The 14,913-nt window shown below is 71.7% G+C and carries 12 protein-coding genes; 4 read left to right on the plus strand and 8 right to left on the minus strand.

What is annotated here, in order from left to right; genetic code table 11:
- Positions 1 to 14: 14 nt before the first annotated feature.
- Complete coding sequence (locus ACFXOM_RS07615) at positions 15 to 1,592, minus strand: acyl-CoA synthetase (protein ID WP_385037329.1); 1,578 nt, start codon at positions 1,590 to 1,592, stop codon at positions 15 to 17.
- Positions 1,589 to 2,698 (minus strand): NAD(P)H-dependent flavin oxidoreductase, encoded by a 1,110-nt coding sequence (locus ACFXOM_RS07620; protein ID WP_384944871.1) that lies wholly within the window; start codon positions 2,696 to 2,698, stop codon positions 1,589 to 1,591. Before ACFXOM_RS07620 ends, ACFXOM_RS07615 begins: the two co-directional genes overlap by 4 nt.
- Positions 2,699 to 2,847: 149 nt before the next feature.
- Between ACFXOM_RS07620 and ACFXOM_RS07625 the strand changes: the two genes are divergently transcribed.
- From ACFXOM_RS07625 to ACFXOM_RS07640, 4 genes are all read left to right on the plus strand, one after another.
- Positions 2,848 to 4,644 carry a serine hydrolase gene (locus tag ACFXOM_RS07625; protein WP_385037332.1) on the plus strand — a complete coding sequence of 599 codons (1,797 nt, stop codon included), beginning with the start codon at positions 2,848 to 2,850 and terminating at the stop codon, positions 4,642 to 4,644.
- Positions 4,645 to 4,772: 128 nt separating this feature from the next.
- Positions 4,773 to 5,228 carry a hypothetical protein gene (locus ACFXOM_RS07630; protein ID WP_384928337.1) on the plus strand — a complete coding sequence of 152 codons (456 nt, stop codon included), beginning with the start codon at positions 4,773 to 4,775 and terminating at the stop codon, positions 5,226 to 5,228.
- Positions 5,222 to 5,455, plus strand: coding sequence for a helix-turn-helix transcriptional regulator (locus tag ACFXOM_RS07635; RefSeq protein WP_384944869.1), 234 nt, complete (start codon positions 5,222 to 5,224; stop codon positions 5,453 to 5,455). The genes ACFXOM_RS07630 and ACFXOM_RS07635 overlap by 7 nt, the downstream gene beginning before the upstream one ends.
- Positions 5,456 to 5,651: 196 nt before the next feature.
- Positions 5,652 to 6,623: an NAD(P)-dependent alcohol dehydrogenase gene (locus ACFXOM_RS07640; protein ID WP_384944867.1), complete on the plus strand. Its 972-nt coding sequence runs from the start codon at positions 5,652 to 5,654 to the stop codon at positions 6,621 to 6,623.
- 7 nt (positions 6,624 to 6,630) lie between these two features.
- Here the strand turns inward: ACFXOM_RS07640 and ACFXOM_RS07645 are convergent, their stop codons facing one another.
- The 6 genes from ACFXOM_RS07645 to ACFXOM_RS07670 all read right to left on the minus strand — a co-directional run bounded on the left by ACFXOM_RS07645 (position 6,631) and on the right by ACFXOM_RS07670 (position 14,654).
- Positions 6,631 to 8,196 (minus strand): phytoene desaturase family protein, encoded by a 1,566-nt coding sequence (locus tag ACFXOM_RS07645; RefSeq protein ID WP_384928345.1) that lies wholly within the window; start codon positions 8,194 to 8,196, stop codon positions 6,631 to 6,633.
- 256 nt (positions 8,197 to 8,452) lie between these two features.
- Entirely contained in the window at positions 8,453 to 9,790 is a 1,338-nt protein-coding gene (locus tag ACFXOM_RS07650; RefSeq protein WP_384928348.1) for a DUF2252 domain-containing protein, read from the minus strand.
- 98 nt (positions 9,791 to 9,888) lie between these two features.
- Positions 9,889 to 12,123, minus strand: coding sequence for a tetratricopeptide repeat protein (locus ACFXOM_RS07655; protein ID WP_384928351.1), 2,235 nt, complete (start codon positions 12,121 to 12,123; stop codon positions 9,889 to 9,891).
- On the minus strand, positions 12,105 to 13,010 hold the full coding sequence (locus tag ACFXOM_RS07660; protein WP_384944924.1) for an oxygenase MpaB family protein: 906 nt from the start codon (positions 13,008 to 13,010) through the stop codon (positions 12,105 to 12,107). Before ACFXOM_RS07660 ends, ACFXOM_RS07655 begins: the two co-directional genes overlap by 19 nt.
- Before the next feature lie 244 nt (positions 13,011 to 13,254).
- Positions 13,255 to 13,458 carry a ferredoxin gene (locus tag ACFXOM_RS07665; RefSeq protein ID WP_384928354.1) on the minus strand — a complete coding sequence of 68 codons (204 nt, stop codon included), beginning with the start codon at positions 13,456 to 13,458 and terminating at the stop codon, positions 13,255 to 13,257.
- 5 nt (positions 13,459 to 13,463) lie between these two features.
- Positions 13,464 to 14,654 carry a cytochrome P450 gene (locus ACFXOM_RS07670; RefSeq protein ID WP_384928356.1) on the minus strand — a complete coding sequence of 397 codons (1,191 nt, stop codon included), beginning with the start codon at positions 14,652 to 14,654 and terminating at the stop codon, positions 13,464 to 13,466.
- Positions 14,655 to 14,913 lie beyond the last annotated feature (259 nt).

Here is a 14,913-nt window from a genome sequence, read left to right on the forward strand (position 1 = left end):
CAACCGGCCGCTGGTCAGAGCGGGCGCTCACGCCCTTCCCAGTAGGGATCCCGCAGGCGCCGCTTGTAGAGCTTGCCGTTGGGGTCCCGCGGCATCGCGGCGATGAAGTCGATCGTCTTCGGACGTTTGTACCCGGCGAGTTGCCGCTCGCAGTGGGCGAGGATCTCCGCCGCGAGCTCGGGGCCCGGTTCGCTGCCCTCGGCCGGCTCCACGACGGCCTTGACCTCCTCGCCCCAGTCGGCGTGCGGAATCCCGAAGGCCGCCGCGTCAGCGACGGACGGGTGCGCCAGAAGCGCCGCCTCGATCTCGGCGGGATAGATGTTGACCCCACCGGAAATGATCATGTCGATCTTGCGGTCGCGGAGGAAGAGGTAGCCTTCCTCGTCGAGGAAGCCGAGGTCGCCGACGGTGAAGAAGTCGCCGATCCGGTTCTTCCGGGTCTTGTCCTCGTCCTTGTGATAGCTGAATCCTCCCGTGGACATCTTCATGTAGACGGTGCCGAGTTCCCCGGGCGGAAGTCGATGCCCTTCCTCGTCGAACACCGCGAGTTCGCTGATGGGCCAGGCCCTGCCCACCGTGCCGGGCTTCTTGAGCCAGTCCTCGGCGGTGGCGAAGGCTCCTCCGCCCTCGCTGGCCGCGTAGTACTCCTCGACGCAGTTCCCCCACCACTCGATCATCGCGCGCTTGACGTGGTCGGGGCAGGGGGCGGCACCGTGGATGGCGTGCTGCATCGATGTCACGTCGTAGCGGCTTCGCACACCGTCCGGCAGCGAGAGCAGCCGGTGGAACTGGGTGGGCACCATGTGGGTGTGCGTGCAGGCGTGCCGGTCGATCAGGCGCAGCATCTCCTCGGGTGACCACTTGTCCATCAACACGATCCGGTGGCCGATGTGCAAGGACGCCCCCGCGAACTGGAGCACCGCGGTGTGGTACAGCGGCGAGCAGACAAGGTGGACGTTGCCGTCGAACGGTGTGATGCCGAAGATGCCGAGGAATCCACCGAGGTGGGTCTCTTCGGGCAGCGTGCCCGGCAGCGGGCGGCGGATGCCGCGCGGGCGGCCCGTCGTGCCGGAGGTGTAGTTCATCACCCAGCCGAGGGTGCGGCCGCCGGGCGGGACGATGGGCTGCCCGTCGAGGAGTTCCGCGTACCGTCGGAAGCCGGGCACGTCACCGACCGCGTAGCGGTGGCTCGCCGGAAGGCGGGACGCGTCGGCCGCAGCGACGGCGGCCGACGCGTACCGTTCGTGGGCGACGAGTACCTTGGCCCCGGAGTCGGCGACGATCCAGGCGATCTCGGGGCCGACGAGGTGGTGGTTGACCGGCACGAGGTAGAACCCCGCCTGGGTGGCCGCCAGATAGGCGGTGAAGAACTCGACGCCGTTCGGCAGGACGACGGCGAAGGCGTCACCCCGTTCGAGCCCCGCGGCACGCAGCCCGTGGACCAGACGGTTGACGTCGGCGTGCAGCCGGCCGGCGGTCCACTCCTCGCCTCCCGGTGCGATCAGGACCGTGCGGTCCGGGTCGGCTGCTGCCTGTGCCCAGAACCCCTTCGCCGACTCCACCCGGGTGGAGGCCCCTGGTTGTGCGCTCACGACCGGCTCCTCCCGGCGATGCGGTTGACGCGGTCCACCGCGCGTTCGAATCCACGCGTCAGGTCGTCGAAGACATCCTGCACGCTCCGTTCGGAGGTCATCCGGCCGACGATCTGGCCGACGGGCGTGCCGAGCAGCGGCTCGACCCCGAACCTCTGGATGCGACTCACGGCCTCGGCGACGAGCAGGCCCTGGAGGGGCATGGGCAGCGGTCCCGGCCCTTCAGGGGAGTCCCAGGCGTCGGTCCATTCGGTGCGCAGCTGGCGTGCCGGCTTGCCGGTCAGCGCACGGGAGCGCACGGTGTCGCCCGAGCTCGCGGCGAGGAGCTTGTCGGTGAGGGCGCGGGAGTGGAGGTCCGCCTCGGTGGTGGTGAGCCAGATCGAGCCCAGCCAGACGCCCTGGGCGCCGAGGGCGAGCCCGGCGGCGATCTGTTCGCCGCTGCCGATGCCCCCGGCGGCGAGGACGGGCAGCGGCCCCACGGCCTCGACGATCTCGGGTGTGAGCACCATGGAGGCGATCTCGCCCGTGTGACCGCCGGCCTCGTAGCCCTGGGCGACGACGACGTCGATGCCCGCGTCTGCATGGCTGCGGGCGTGCTTCGCGCTGCCGGCGAGCGCCGCGACGAGGACGCCCTGGTCGTGTGCTCGGCGCACGACGTCGGGCGGCGGGGAGCCGAGGGCGTTGGCGAGGAGCTTGATCGGATAGTCGAAGGCGACGTCGAGCTGGCTGCGGGCGACCTGCTCCATCCAGCCGGTGATCCGCCAACCGGACGCCTCACCTTCGGGGAGTGCGGGAACCCCGTGCTTGGCGAGCGTCTCCTCGACGAAGCGGCGGTGTCCCTCGGGGATCATCGCTTCGACGTCGGCTTCGGTGACACCTTCCACCTTCTTCGCGGGCATGACCACGTCGAGGCCGTAGGGCGCGCCCCCGGCGTGTTGCTCCATCCAGTCGAGGTCCCTGGCGAGTGCCGCGGGGGCGGTGTAGCGGACCGCTCCGAGGACGCCGAAGCCCCCGGCCCGGCTGATGGCGGCGGCGACCGCGGGGAACGGCGTGAAGCCGAAGATGGGGTGCTCCACTCCCAGTCTCTTGCTGAGCTCCGTTTCCATGGCGGCAGGATGCCGCAGCCGGACGGCCGAGGGAAGAGTTTTTCTGATGCACTGTCAGATACGTGCCGCTACTTGAATCCTCATCCGGCCCGCAAGAAAGTGCCACGTGTTGCGTGCTCTTCGATGGTCTCTTCCCGAGAGGGTGCGGTATGACGGAGGCTTCGGCAGACCGAGGGATCAGCCGCCGCCGGCTGGGCGGCGCCGTCCTGGCCCTGGGAGGTGCTCTCGTGATCGGACCGCTCTCGGGGAGCGCATCCGCGGCACCGGACACCGGAGGCGGGGGCGCAGGCCGGTGCACGACGCTGCGCCGCGGCTCTCCCGGTCGGGCGGGGCTCCTCACCGAGCACCTCGACCGACTGGTCGCCGACGCCGAGGCGTACCTCTCCCCGTCCCCCACGCACCCCTGGTACGCCGGCGCCGTACTGCTCGCGGGCCGCGGCGGCACGGTCGCCCTGCACCGTCCGATCGGCACGGCGGTCCGCTACGCGGCGTACGACGAGACCACCGACCGGGGGGTGGAGTTCCCCGCCGACCGGCAGATCCCCATGGCCGAGGACACCGTCTTCGACCTCGCCTCGGTGTCCAAGCTGTTCACCTCCCTGCTCGCGGTGCAGCAGATCGAACGGGGTGCGCTGGAGCTGGAGCGGGAAGTCGCCTCGTACCTGCCGGAGTTCGGAGCCGCCGGCAAGCAGGACGTCACCGTGCGCCAGCTCCTCACCCACACCTCGGGCTTGCGTGCGTGGCTCCCGTTGTACCAGGAGCCGACGCGGGAGAGCCGACTCCGGCGCCTGTGGAACGAGCCTCCGATCAGTTCGCCCGGGAGCGCCTACCTGTACTCCGACCTCAACATGATCTCGCTCCAGCTGGTTCTGGAGAAGATCACGGGCCGCGGTCTCGACACACTGCTGCACGACGAGGTCACCGCCCCCCTCGGGATGCACCGCACGCGCTTCAATCCGCCCTCCTCCTGGAAACCGAAGATCGCCGCGACCGAGGACGCCCGCCCCCCGTGGTCGGGGTTGGACCGCGGCCTGGTGTGGGGGGAGGTGCACGACGAGAACGCGTACGGGTTCGGTGGGATCGCCGGCCACGCGGGCGTGTTCTCCTGCGCCTGGGACCTCGCGGTACTCGCCCGGACGCTGCTCAACGGCGGTGCCTACGGGGCCGCACGGATCCTCGCCCCCCACTCGGTCGAGCTGATGTTCACCGATGCCAACACGGCGTTCCCCGGCCATCAGCACGGCCTGGGCTTCGAGCTGCACCAGCACTGGTACATGGGCGCGATGGCCACGCCCCGTACGGCAGGACACACCGGATTCACCGGCACGAGCGTGGTCCTCGACCCGACGACCGACGCGTTCCTCGTCCTCCTCGGCAACTCCGTGCATCCGGTGCGCACCTGGCGCTCGGGCAGCGCCCCGCGCGTCGCCGCCGCCGACCGGATGGCCCGCGCCGTGCCGGTGCGCCCACCGCACGGCCGTACCGCCTGGTTCTCCGGCATGAACTCCGCCGCGACCGCCACCCTCACCCTGCCTCCGCTCGCCCCGCGGTCCGAACACACCCGTCTGCGCTGCGCCGTGTGGTGGGACACCGAACCCGCCTCGGACATCGCCCTCCTGGAGGCGTCCGCGGACGACGGCACGACCTGGCGACCGGTGCCGTTCACGACCACGGACGGCGGGCGGCAGCCGCGGCACCACCCCGACGGCTCGGCGAGCGGCTGGTCGGGACGTACCTGGCACCGGCTGGAAGCCTCGCTGGCACCATGGGCCGGCCGCCCCCTCCGGCTGCGCTGGCGGTACACCACGGACCAGCGCTACGTGGGCCGCGGGGTGTACGTCGACGACCTCCGGGTCGAGGACGGCGGGCACGTGCTCTTCGACGAGCGGCGGCCGTTCGACGCGCGACGCATCCGGGCCGTCGGCTGGACGCCTTCCGCCGACTGAGGAACCCGCCCCGGAAGCGACCGAGGAACCGCCGGACACGGCGTGCGACGGATGTCGCCGCGGCGGGAGGACCATCTGCGAGAGGTAAAGAATGTTTGACACCGTGTCCGCACTGCTTTACTTTTCTCATGTCAACTTTCTTTTACATGGGAGAGGGCATGGCGTTCGAAGAGAAGCGCGCCTGGATCATGGCCGTCGTCACGCTCGGCACGTACGCGGTCTACCTGACCGTCGTCCTGAGCCGAGCCGACCACACACCCCTCGCCGAGGTGTCGTACGTATCCACGCTGGTGTGGACGGTCGTCGCGGCAATCGCGGCGTCGATCGTGCTGGAGGTCGCGGTCTCGCTCACCGCGAAGGGAAACGCCCGCCGCAAGGACCAGCGGGACAAGGAGATCGGCCGGTTCGGCGAGTACGTCGGCCACTCCTTCGTCGTCATCGGGGGCCTGGCGGCGATGGGCATGGCGATGGCCGAAACGCCGCCGTTCTGGATCGCCAACGCGATCTACCTGGCGTTCGCCCTGTCGGCGGTCCTGGGCTCCGTGGCCAAGATCTTCGCCTACCGCCGGGGCTTCCCGTGGTGAAGCCGACCAGGGTCACCAACCAGATCCGCGCCCTGCGCTTCGCGCACGGTGAGATGACGCAGGCGGACCTGGCCGAACGCATCGGAGTGACCCGGCAAACCGTCATCGCCATCGAGCGGGGACGCTACTCCCCCTCCCTGGAGATGGCCTTCCAGATCGCCCGGGTCTTCAAGGTGCCGCTCGACGCGGTGTTCCAGTACCCCGACAGTGCAGGAGACGCATCTTGACTTCCTCCCCCGCCCTGGAGGCGGGACTGCGCCATGCCTCACATTGCATCAGCTTCCGTGTGCGTGACGGCTGTTGACCGGTGCCCGGTGGACGCCGGTCCGCCCCGGCGGCGAACCGGCTCTCCCTGCCCTGCTCCGCAGGAGCTTCGCTTCCTCCCCGGCCTGAAGGCCGGGGTATCCACGAAAGAAGGCCCCGATGAAAGCGATCGTCCAGGACGTGTACGGACCGGTCGACGTGCTCGAACTCAGGGACGTCCCCACGCCCGTGGCGGGTCCGGGTGACGTGCTCGTCCGGGTCCGGGCGGCGGGTGTCGATCCGGGGGTCTGGCACCTCATGACGGGCCTGCCCCTGCTGCTGCGCACGATGGGCTTCGGGCTGCGGCGCCCGAAGGTCCGTATCCGTGGCAGGGACGTCGCAGGCGTGGTCGAGGCCGTCGGTGACGGCGTGACCCGGTTCCGGGCGGGCGACGAGGTGTTCGGCACCAGCGAGGGAACCTTCGCCGAGTACGCCTGCGCTCCGGAGGACCGGTTCGTCGCGAAGCCCGCCAACGTCACGTTCGAACAGGCCGCGGCCGTCCCGGTGTCGGCCCTGACCGCGCTGCAGGCGCTGCGCGACAAGGGGCGGGTGGAGCCGGGGCAGCAGGTCCTGGTCATCGGTGCGGGCGGCGGTGTGGGCACGTTCGCGGTGCAGTTGGCCAAGGAGTACGGGGCGCGTGTCACCGCGGTGTGCAGCACGGCGAAGGCGGAACTGGTCCGCTCGATCGGTGCCGACGAGGTCGTCGACTACACGCGTCAGGACTTCGCAGAACACGGGCCCCGGTACGACCTCGTCCTCGACGCCGCGGGCAACCGCCCCCTGCGGCAGCTGCGGCGTGCCCTCGCCCCCGGGGGGACCCTGGTCATCATCGGGGGCGAGGGGGAGGGAAGGTGGCTGGGTGGGACCGAGCGGGTGCTCCGCGCGGTCCTGCTGGCGCCGTTCGTGCGTCACAAGCTGCGCGCGCTGTTCACCGTGGAACGCCCGGAAGACCTCCGGTCCCTACGGGAGGCCATCGAGAGCGGCACCGTCGTGCCGGTCGTGGACCGCACGTTCCCGCTGGCCGAGGTGCCCGAGGCCATCCGGTACGCGCAGCGGGGTCAGGCCCGGGGCAAGGTCGTCGTCTCCCTCTGAGGGGCGACTACCGACCCAGCGCCGCCATCGCCGCATTGTGGCCGGGGACACCGCTGACCCCGCCGCCCCGCACCGCTCCGGCACCGCACAGCAGCACGTTCGCACGCGCCGTTTCGACGCCCCAGCGCCCGGTTGCTCCGTCCGCGTAGGGGAAGGACAGGTCGCGGTGGAAGATGTGGCCACCGGGCAGCCGCAGGTCGCGCTCCAGGTCGAGCGGGGTCTTGGCCTCGATGCACGGCCGCCCGTCGCCGTCGAGCGCCAGGCAGTCCGCGATCGGCTCCTCGAGATGGGCGTCGAGCTCGGCGAGCGTGGCCTTCAGCAGGGCGTCGCGGGTCGCGTCGTGGTCGTCGGCGAAGAGGCGCGCCGGAGCGTGCAGGCCGAAGAGCGTCAGGGTCTGGTAGCCCTGTGCGACCAGTTCGGGGCCCAGGATGGACGGGTCGGTGAGCGAGTGGCAGTAGATCTCCGACGGCGGCGCCTCCGGCAGCCTCCCGGCCGCAGCCTGCGCGTAGGCGGCCGCCAGTTGGCCGTAGCCCTCGGCGATGTGGAAGGTGCCGGAGAACGCCTGGCGCGGGTCGACGGCGTGGTCGCGCAGGCGCGGCAGCCGGCGCAGCAGCATGTTGACCTTCAGCTGGGCTCCCTCCGCGGGCGCGGGCGGCTCGTCGCCGAGCAGTGCGGCCAAGGCCTGGGGAGAGGCGTTGACGAGCACGGTGCGGGCGGCGACGGCGCCCTCCCCGTGGTCGGTTCGGAAGGCGACCTCGGCGTCCACTCCGTCGGTGTCGATCCGGACCGCTTCGTGTCCGGTGACGATCTCCGCCCCAGCCGCGCGGGCGGCTTCGGCGAGTGCGTCCGTGAGGGCGCCCATGCCGCCCACGGGCACGTCCCAGTCACCGGTGCCGCCGCCGATGACGTGGTACAGGAAGCAGCGGTTCTGGACGAGGGACGGGTCGTGGGCGTCGGCGAAGGTGCCGATGAGCGCGTCGGTGAGCACGACGCCGCGGACCAGGTCGTCGGTGAAGCGCTCCTCGATCGCGGCGCCGATCGGCTCGTCGAACAGCATCCGCCAGGTCACGTCGTCGTCGACCCGGGACCGCAGGTCCTCACGGGCCGGCAGTGGTTCGGTGAGCGTCGGGAAGATCCGTTCTGCCGCGCGCCGGGTCACACCGTAGAACGACTCCCACGCCGCGAACTCACGGTCGGACCCGGTGAGGTCGGCGAAGGAACCGCGGGTCCGCCCACTCCCCACGAGCAGCCCGGTCGCCCGGCCGTCCCGGGTCACCGGCGTGTACGAGGAAACGGTTCGCTTGCGCACCGCGAAGCGCAGGCCGAGGTCCCTGACGATCTTGTCCGGCAACAAGGACACCAGGTAGGAGTACCGCGAGAGCCGGGCGTCGACCCCGGCGAACGGGCGGGTGGAGACCGCCGCCCCGCCCGTGTGCCCGAGGCGTTCCAGGACGAGCACCGAGCGCCCGGCTCCGGCCAGGTACGCGGCGGCGACGAGCCCGTTGTGACCGCCGCCCACGATGACGACGTCGTACACGGATCGACCGAACGATTCTGCAGTGGCTGCTGGCATGCCTCTTGGTAACACGTGATGATCGCGCGGACCAGGGGGCGGACGCTCCGTCAGGCGAGGCACACCGGTGCCGCCTGCGGCGCAGCCGTCGGAGATCCGCGGTGAACGCAACCCGCCAGCCGCGTGCCACGACGTGTCGCCCGTGCCGCTCCGGCCGGCGCCCCCTTCGGCCTGCTCCGGGGAGCTCCGACGCCGCACGGCCCCCCGCACGGACGTGCCCGGGCCGGCTCCGCGCACGGCGGGCCGTACCCGATCGTCAGACGCCCGCGAGGGCCGGGACGCCGCCCGATGCGATGGCCGTCAGGAGGGCGGCGTGGTCCTCCGCCGTTCGGTCCGCGTAGGCCATCGCGAAATCGGCCATGGATCGGTCGAAGGTGTCGGAGGCACCGACGTAGGCGGCGATGGCGATCCGCTCCCCCGACCTGGCGTGGGCGCGGGCGAGCGCCCGCCCGCACAGCCCCGCGTACTCGCGCAGCAGCGTCGGGGACATGCCGTCGATGTCCGCCGACCCCTTCATGTCGCGCAATTGCCGCCAGTAGAAGTGGCGACCCTGGGGACCGCTGACCCAGCCCAGGAAGATGTCGCTCGCCGCCTGGAGGAGCCGCTGGCCCGAAACCACCCGCTGCCCCTGGTGGCGGAACGTCGACGGCGCGAGGTGGGGCTCGAGAACGGACCTCTGGGCCTCCTTGATCTGGAGGAACAGCGGATCGTCCGCGTCCCGGCCGGTCATCAGCGCCACGAAGCAGCGGGTGCCCACGCTGCCGACCCCGACGACCTTGCGGGCCGCCTCGACGAACTGGAAGCGGTCGAGCAGCACGCGGCGGTCGTCGGGCAGCGTGCTCCGGTAGTCGCTGAGGATCTTGCGGACGGAGGCCGCGTCGAGCCCTTCGACCGCTTCGAGGAGCGGAGGGTCCAGGACGATGCGGCGTCGACCGTCGACGACCTCGGTCAGCTTCTCCAGGGCGTTCAGACTGGTCCGCCGGCGCGCCTTGGCGATTCGCGCCTCCAAGCGGGCTCGTTCCAGCTTCTGCACGAGGGGGAAGAGGTCCTCGGCGGCGATCCGCTCGTACCACACCTCGAGCTCGCTGAGGCCGGCGAGCCGGCGCATGGAGGCCCGGTACGACTCGGCCGCGGCAAGCGCCGCACGACGGGCCTTCTCATCCGGGTGGCCGTTGTCGCGCGCGGCCACGGCCACGCTCGCCACCAGGCGCTTCACGTCCCACTCGAAGGGGCCGGGCAGGGTCTCGTCGAAGTCGTTCAGGTCGAACAGGAGAACGCGTTCCGGGGAGGCGAACACTCCGAAGTTCAGGAGGTGGGCGTCGCCGCAGAGCTGCACGCTGAGTCCGCTGTGCGGGAGGGCGGCGAAGTCGGCCGCCATGACGGCCGGGGCGCCCCGCAAGTAGGTGAAGGGGGACACCGCCATCCGGCCGTAGCGGATGGGGACCAGCTCCGGCTCCCGGCTCTTCGCCTGCTCCTGGAGGACGGCCAGCGGCTCCGGCCGGTCCGCGGCGGGTATCCAGCGACCGTGCGAGGAGCGGGGTACCCGCTTGCGGGCGGCGCGACCGCGACGCTCCTGTTCGGCGACGTCCGTCATGGTGCCAGTGTGCGGTCGGGCCGGTGGCGGCGCGACCGCGGGCGGGGCCGCGGGCCCGGCGGGCCGTCAGGAGGGCCGAGGCTCGTACGGCACGCGCTTCAGCGGCCGCGGCCGGCGTACTGCTGTCGCAGCGCTGCGACACGACGGTAGAGGTCGACCGCCTCGCCCCGCCTGCCCAGCTGCTCCAAGCAGTGCGCCTCGTCGTTGCGGCTGGCCAGGGCATCGGGATGGGTGGTGCCGAGCACCTTCTCCCGGGCGTCGGCGACCTGGCGGTAGACGGCCAGGGCCTCGCTCCACCGGCCGAGCCAGCCGAGGCCCACGGCGACCTCTCGGCGGCTGACGAGGGTATCCGGGTGCTCGGGGCCCAGCGCCCGTTCCCGGAGGGCGTAGACCTCCCGCGCTTCGGCGAGGGCCTCCTCCCAGCGCGCCAGCCGCCCCAGGTTGACACCGAGTCCGTGCCGGGCGCGCAGCGTTTCGGGGTCGGTGGCGCCGTGCACCCGGGTCCGGTCGTCGACGAGGCTGCGGTAGAGCTCCAGTGCCTCGGCGCTGCGACCGAGCCGGCCGAGACTGATCCCGACCTCGTAGCGCGCGGAGAGGGTGTCCGGGTGGTCGGCGCCGAGCACCTGCGCACGCGCCGCCGCCACCTCGTGGTAGGTCTGCAGCGCTTCCGCCCATCTGCCCAGCTGCCCCAGCGCGTAGGCGACTTCGTAGCGCGAGACGAGGGAGTCCGGGTGCCCGGCGCCCAGCACCCGGGCGCGCGCGTCAGCCACCTCCTGCGCCATCCGGTACGCGTCCTCGAGCCGGCCGAGCCGGCCCAGGTTGAACGCGAGGTTGTGGCGGCAGCGCAGGGTGTCGGGATGGTCGGGGCCGACGGTCCGCTCCCGCGAGGCGAGCACCGCCGTGTAGACCTGGTGCGCTTCGAAGTGGCGGCCCAGCTGGCCGAGGACGTACGCCGTTTCCTGGCGCGCGGCCAGCGTCTCCGGGTGGTCGGCGCCCATGGTCCGCTCGCGTCCCTCGGCTACCCGACCGAACTCGCGCAGCGCGTCCGCCGTGCGCCCGGTCCTGGCGAGGGTGAAGCCGACTTCGTAACGGCTGGCCAGCGTGTCGGGATGGTCCGGACCGAGCGCGTACTCCCGTTCCGCGGCGACCGCGCGGTGCACTTCGCCCGCCTCTTCCCAGCGGCCCAACCGGCTCAGGCTGAGAGCCGCGTTGTGCCTGCCGGTGAGGACCGCGAGCACGTCCGGGGACGGAGTGGGACGCTCCGAGCGGATCGGCCGGGCCGGGAACCGCCCGCTCAGATCCACCGGGGTGGTCCACTCGCCGGTGAGGCCCGCCGAGTAGTCCGGCGGGGCGGAGCCGAGCACGGCGGTGCCGACGGCCTTGTGGCCCGTGGTCATGCCGTGGGTCCAGGACGGCAGCCGTCGTTCGCGCACCGCGTGCGGGTGCCGGGGCGACGCCACCGGTGGGCTGACCGGCACCGGGGCGGACCGGGCCGCGATGATCCTGCGCCGCATGTCCTTGGCGTCCGTGGGACGGCCCTCGGGCGTCTTGGCGAGCAGGTCGAGGACGATCCGGTCGATGAAGTCGGGAAGTTCGGCCCGGTGGGAGCGGGGCGGTACGGGCGGGGTGTCCCGATGGCCCACGAGGATGCCCCAGGCGTCGTCCAGGTCGAACGGCGGGACGCCGGTGGCGATCTCGTACAGCACGCACCCCAGGGAGTACAGGTCGCTGCGGTGGTCGATCTGACCACCGCTGATCTGCTCGGGCGACATGTAGTGGGGGGTGCCCATGGCGATGCCCGTACCGGTGAGTCGTGACGTGAAGCCGATGTCGTGACCCAGGCGGGCGATGCCGAAGTCGCAGATCTTCACCGTGCCGTCGGTGAGCCGCATGATGTTGGCCGGCTTCAAGTCGCGGTGGACGATGCCCTGTTCGTGGGTGTAGGCGAGGGCGTCGGCGACCTGGTCGGCAATGTCGACGACGTCGGGCACCGGAAGCGGGTGCTGCTTGTTGTCCTCGAGCAGCTGGCTGAGGTTGCGTCCCTCCAGCAGCTCCATCACCAGGTAGAGCACTCCCTCGTGTTCTCCGAAGTCGTGCACGACGGTGACGCCGCGGTGCTGCAGCGACGCGGCCACCCTGGCCTCCCTGCGGAAGCGTTCGCGCAGCACCTGGACGAACGAGGGGTCCTGCTGCGGTCCCAGCGGTTTGAGGCACTTGACGGCGACGCGCCGCCCCAGTGACTCGTCGCGCGCCTGCCACACCTCGCCCATGCCACCGCGCCCGATCAGGTCGAGCAGCCGGTACCGGCCGTGGATCAGCCTGGTTTCCCCCATCGTGTGGTGTCGCCCCCGTCGTTTCGCTCCGCCCTCCCCGGCCCGTCCAGTATGGCCGCCTGGGTGCGCAGTGTGTACGGGGCGGGCCGCGCGTCGGGGCCGAGTCGCGCCGTCGCCCTGAGGATGTGGCCCGGCGGCAGCTTCCAACGCAACCCTGCGGGAATGCAGCGCAGGGCGTTCCCCACGGCGATGAGCTGGTGGGTGACCCGTTCGGGAGGGGGTGCCGGGCGGCCGTACAACGCGTGGGCGTAGCGGGGCAGGGCGTTGTAGGCGAGGGCCGCAACGCGCCGCCAGAGCAGTTCGCGCGCCGGGACGAGCCAGGTGTGGACGGGCGGGCGGCGCAGGAAGGCGTCGACCGTGCGGGCGTCGGCACCGGCGGCGAGCTCCGGCCGTACCGCCGCGAAGTAGCCGGCGAGCTCCGCGGCGGTGGCGGGCACCCGCGCCGGGTCGAGTCCGACGAGCCGGGCGCTGGTCCGGTGTTCGTCGACGTACCGGTCGGTCTGGGCGTCATCGAGCGGGAACCCGGAGCGGCGGAGCACGTCGACGTAGGAGTCCACTTCGGCGCAGTGCACCCACAGCAGCAGCTCGGGATCGTCCACGCCGAGCAGCCGGTGGATCCTGCGGACGCGCGCCCCGGCCCGCTCCGCCGCCGCGGTGGTGCCGTAGGTGATGGTGCCGACGAAGTCCGCGGTCCGTAGCAGCCGCCCCCAGGCATCGTCCGTGAAGGAGCTGTTGATCATGACGCCGCGCACCGCGCGGGGGTGCAGGGCCTGGAGGTACAACGCCCGTACCCCGGCGATCCACATCATGGGGTCACCGTGCATCTGCCAGGTGACGGAGCCCGGACCGAACAGACCGGGGTCGCGGTCCGCCGCGTCGATGCCCATGCGGCACTCGTTCCCCGTACGGGTCGTCGGCACGCGCCGACCGCGCAGGAACGGGATCCCCCTCACGGCCGGCAGGGTCGGCGGCCCCCACCCCCGCCGTGAGGGCAGGGTCCCCGCGTCGCACCGCGGTGCCGGGGCGACGACCGCGGCGCCACCCGCCACGGGCGGACGGGAGCGCGCGCCGGCACCCGCCGCGCGCGGGCCGGCCAGGTGGGTGGGCCGCGCCGCCCGTGCTGCACCCTCGCTACCGGTCGGCGGTGACGGAGATCGCCTGGACCGGGCAGGCCCGCGCGGCCTCCCGGACCAGCGGGTCCCCGCCCCCGTCCTCCCTGCCGGCCAGCAGAGCACTGAAGCCGTCGTCGTCCTGGGTGAAGGTGTTCGGTGCCGTCAGGGCGCACTGCCCCGCGCCGATGCACACGTCCCTGTCGACCTCGATCCTGACCGTCACGGCTCTCACCACTCCACCGGAAGCTCGAGCATCCCCTGGATGGTGTCCCCCGGTTTGAACGGGATCTCCGCCGGCGGCACCGCGAGCCGGAGGCCGGGCAAACGGCCGAAGAGCGTACCCAATGCGATCTCCATCTCCGCTCGAGCGAGGTTCTGCCCCAGGCACTGGTGGATACCGAATCCGAACGCGATGTGGTGGCGGGCCGAACGGTGCCAGTCCAGTACGTCCGGGGACAGGTAGGCACCGGCGTCACGGTTGATGACCGACGTGGGGAAGACGACGCCCTCGCCCGCCTGGATGGTCCTCCCGGCGATCTCGATGTCCGCGGTCGCCACCCGCACCATCCCGTCCGCGATGGACAGGAACCGCAGCAGCTCCTCGACGGCGGCCGGCAGCAGCGCCGGGTCCGCCCGAAGGTCCGCCAGTTGCTGCGGATGCTGCAACAGGGTGAAGGTGCCGAGCGAGATCATGTTGGCCGTGGTCTCGTGGCCGGCGATGAGCAGGATCGACCCGAGGTCGATCATCTCCTCCCTGTCGAACTGCCCCTCTGCGTCCTGCTGGGCGATGAGTTCGTCGAGGAGCCCGTCACCGGGTTCGCGGCGCTTGCGTTCGACCAGCGCCCCCAGGTAGTCCCGCAGCAGATCCAGGGCCTCTTCCGTGTCCGCCGCCGTGGGACCGCGGAGCAGCCGGCGCGACTGCTCCTCGAAGAAGTCGTGGTCGGCATAGGGCACGCCCAGCAACTCGCAGATGACCATGGACGGCACGGGCAGGGCGAACGCTTCCACCAGCTCGGCAGGGGGACCCTGCTGGACCATGTCGTCCAGGAGCCGGTCCACGATGTCCTGGATGCGCGGCCGGAGTTCACCGATCCTCCGGAGGCTGAAACTCGGGATGAGTTTCCTGCGCTGGAGGTTGTGCTCAGGGTCGTCGAAACCGAGCAGAGCAGCACGTCGGCGTCTGCGTACGGCCGCGAAGCGTTCGGTGAGCGCGGGGAAGTCCTGGTGGGTGGAGTTGGTGGAGAGCCGCTGGTCCACGAGGAGCGCGCGGGCCGCGGTGTGTCCGGTGACGCCCCACACGGTGCGTCCGTCGAAGAGGGTCACGCGCGCCAACTGCCCGGCCTCCCGCAAGGGGTCGTACGCGGCCGGCGGGTGGTAGGGACAGGTGCGGTCCTGGGGGAAGGCAACGGATTCCGCCATCACGGCCTCGCTTCCGAAGATCCGGCATACCGATCCCCACTACATGCCCCAGGCATCTATCTGGTCTACGCATGATTCGGCCGTATTTCACCCGACGGAGGCAACGCTTCCGGTCTGTTCCGCCCCGCCGCGCCCTTCGTGACCCGGCGGCGGGCAGCGGCCCCTCGTACGGCCCCGGGCCGGGGAAGGGCGCCGGAAGCCCCGGGGCCGACCCCGGGCCGCAGCCCCTCGACCGGGCACAGTGGTAGCGGAGGCCGAG

The organism is Streptomyces sp. NPDC059169 (assembly GCF_042755225.1).
In the GTDB taxonomy this organism is placed as follows: Bacteria; Actinomycetota; Actinomycetes; order Streptomycetales; family Streptomycetaceae; genus Streptomyces.

Coding starts and splice junctions, on each gene's coding strand:
- ACFXOM_RS07620 (WP_384944871.1), bottom strand. CDS start 2,698: ATGGAAACGGAGCTCAGCAAGAGACTGGGAGTGGAGCACCCCATCTTC.
- ACFXOM_RS07625 (WP_385037332.1), top strand. CDS start 2,848: ATGACGGAGGCTTCGGCAGACCGAGGGATCAGCCGCCGCCGGCTGGGC.
- ACFXOM_RS07630 (WP_384928337.1), top strand. CDS start 4,773: ATGTCAACTTTCTTTTACATGGGAGAGGGCATGGCGTTCGAAGAGAAG.
- ACFXOM_RS07640 (WP_384944867.1), top strand. CDS start 5,652: ATGAAAGCGATCGTCCAGGACGTGTACGGACCGGTCGACGTGCTCGAA.
- ACFXOM_RS07645 (WP_384928345.1), bottom strand. CDS start 8,196: ATGCCAGCAGCCACTGCAGAATCGTTCGGTCGATCCGTGTACGACGTC.
- ACFXOM_RS07650 (WP_384928348.1), bottom strand. CDS start 9,790: ATGACGGACGTCGCCGAACAGGAGCGTCGCGGTCGCGCCGCCCGCAAG.
- ACFXOM_RS07655 (WP_384928351.1), bottom strand. CDS start 12,123: ATGGGGGAAACCAGGCTGATCCACGGCCGGTACCGGCTGCTCGACCTG.
- ACFXOM_RS07660 (WP_384944924.1), bottom strand. CDS start 13,010: ATGGGCATCGACGCGGCGGACCGCGACCCCGGTCTGTTCGGTCCGGGC.
- ACFXOM_RS07670 (WP_384928356.1), bottom strand. CDS start 14,654: ATGGCGGAATCCGTTGCCTTCCCCCAGGACCGCACCTGTCCCTACCAC.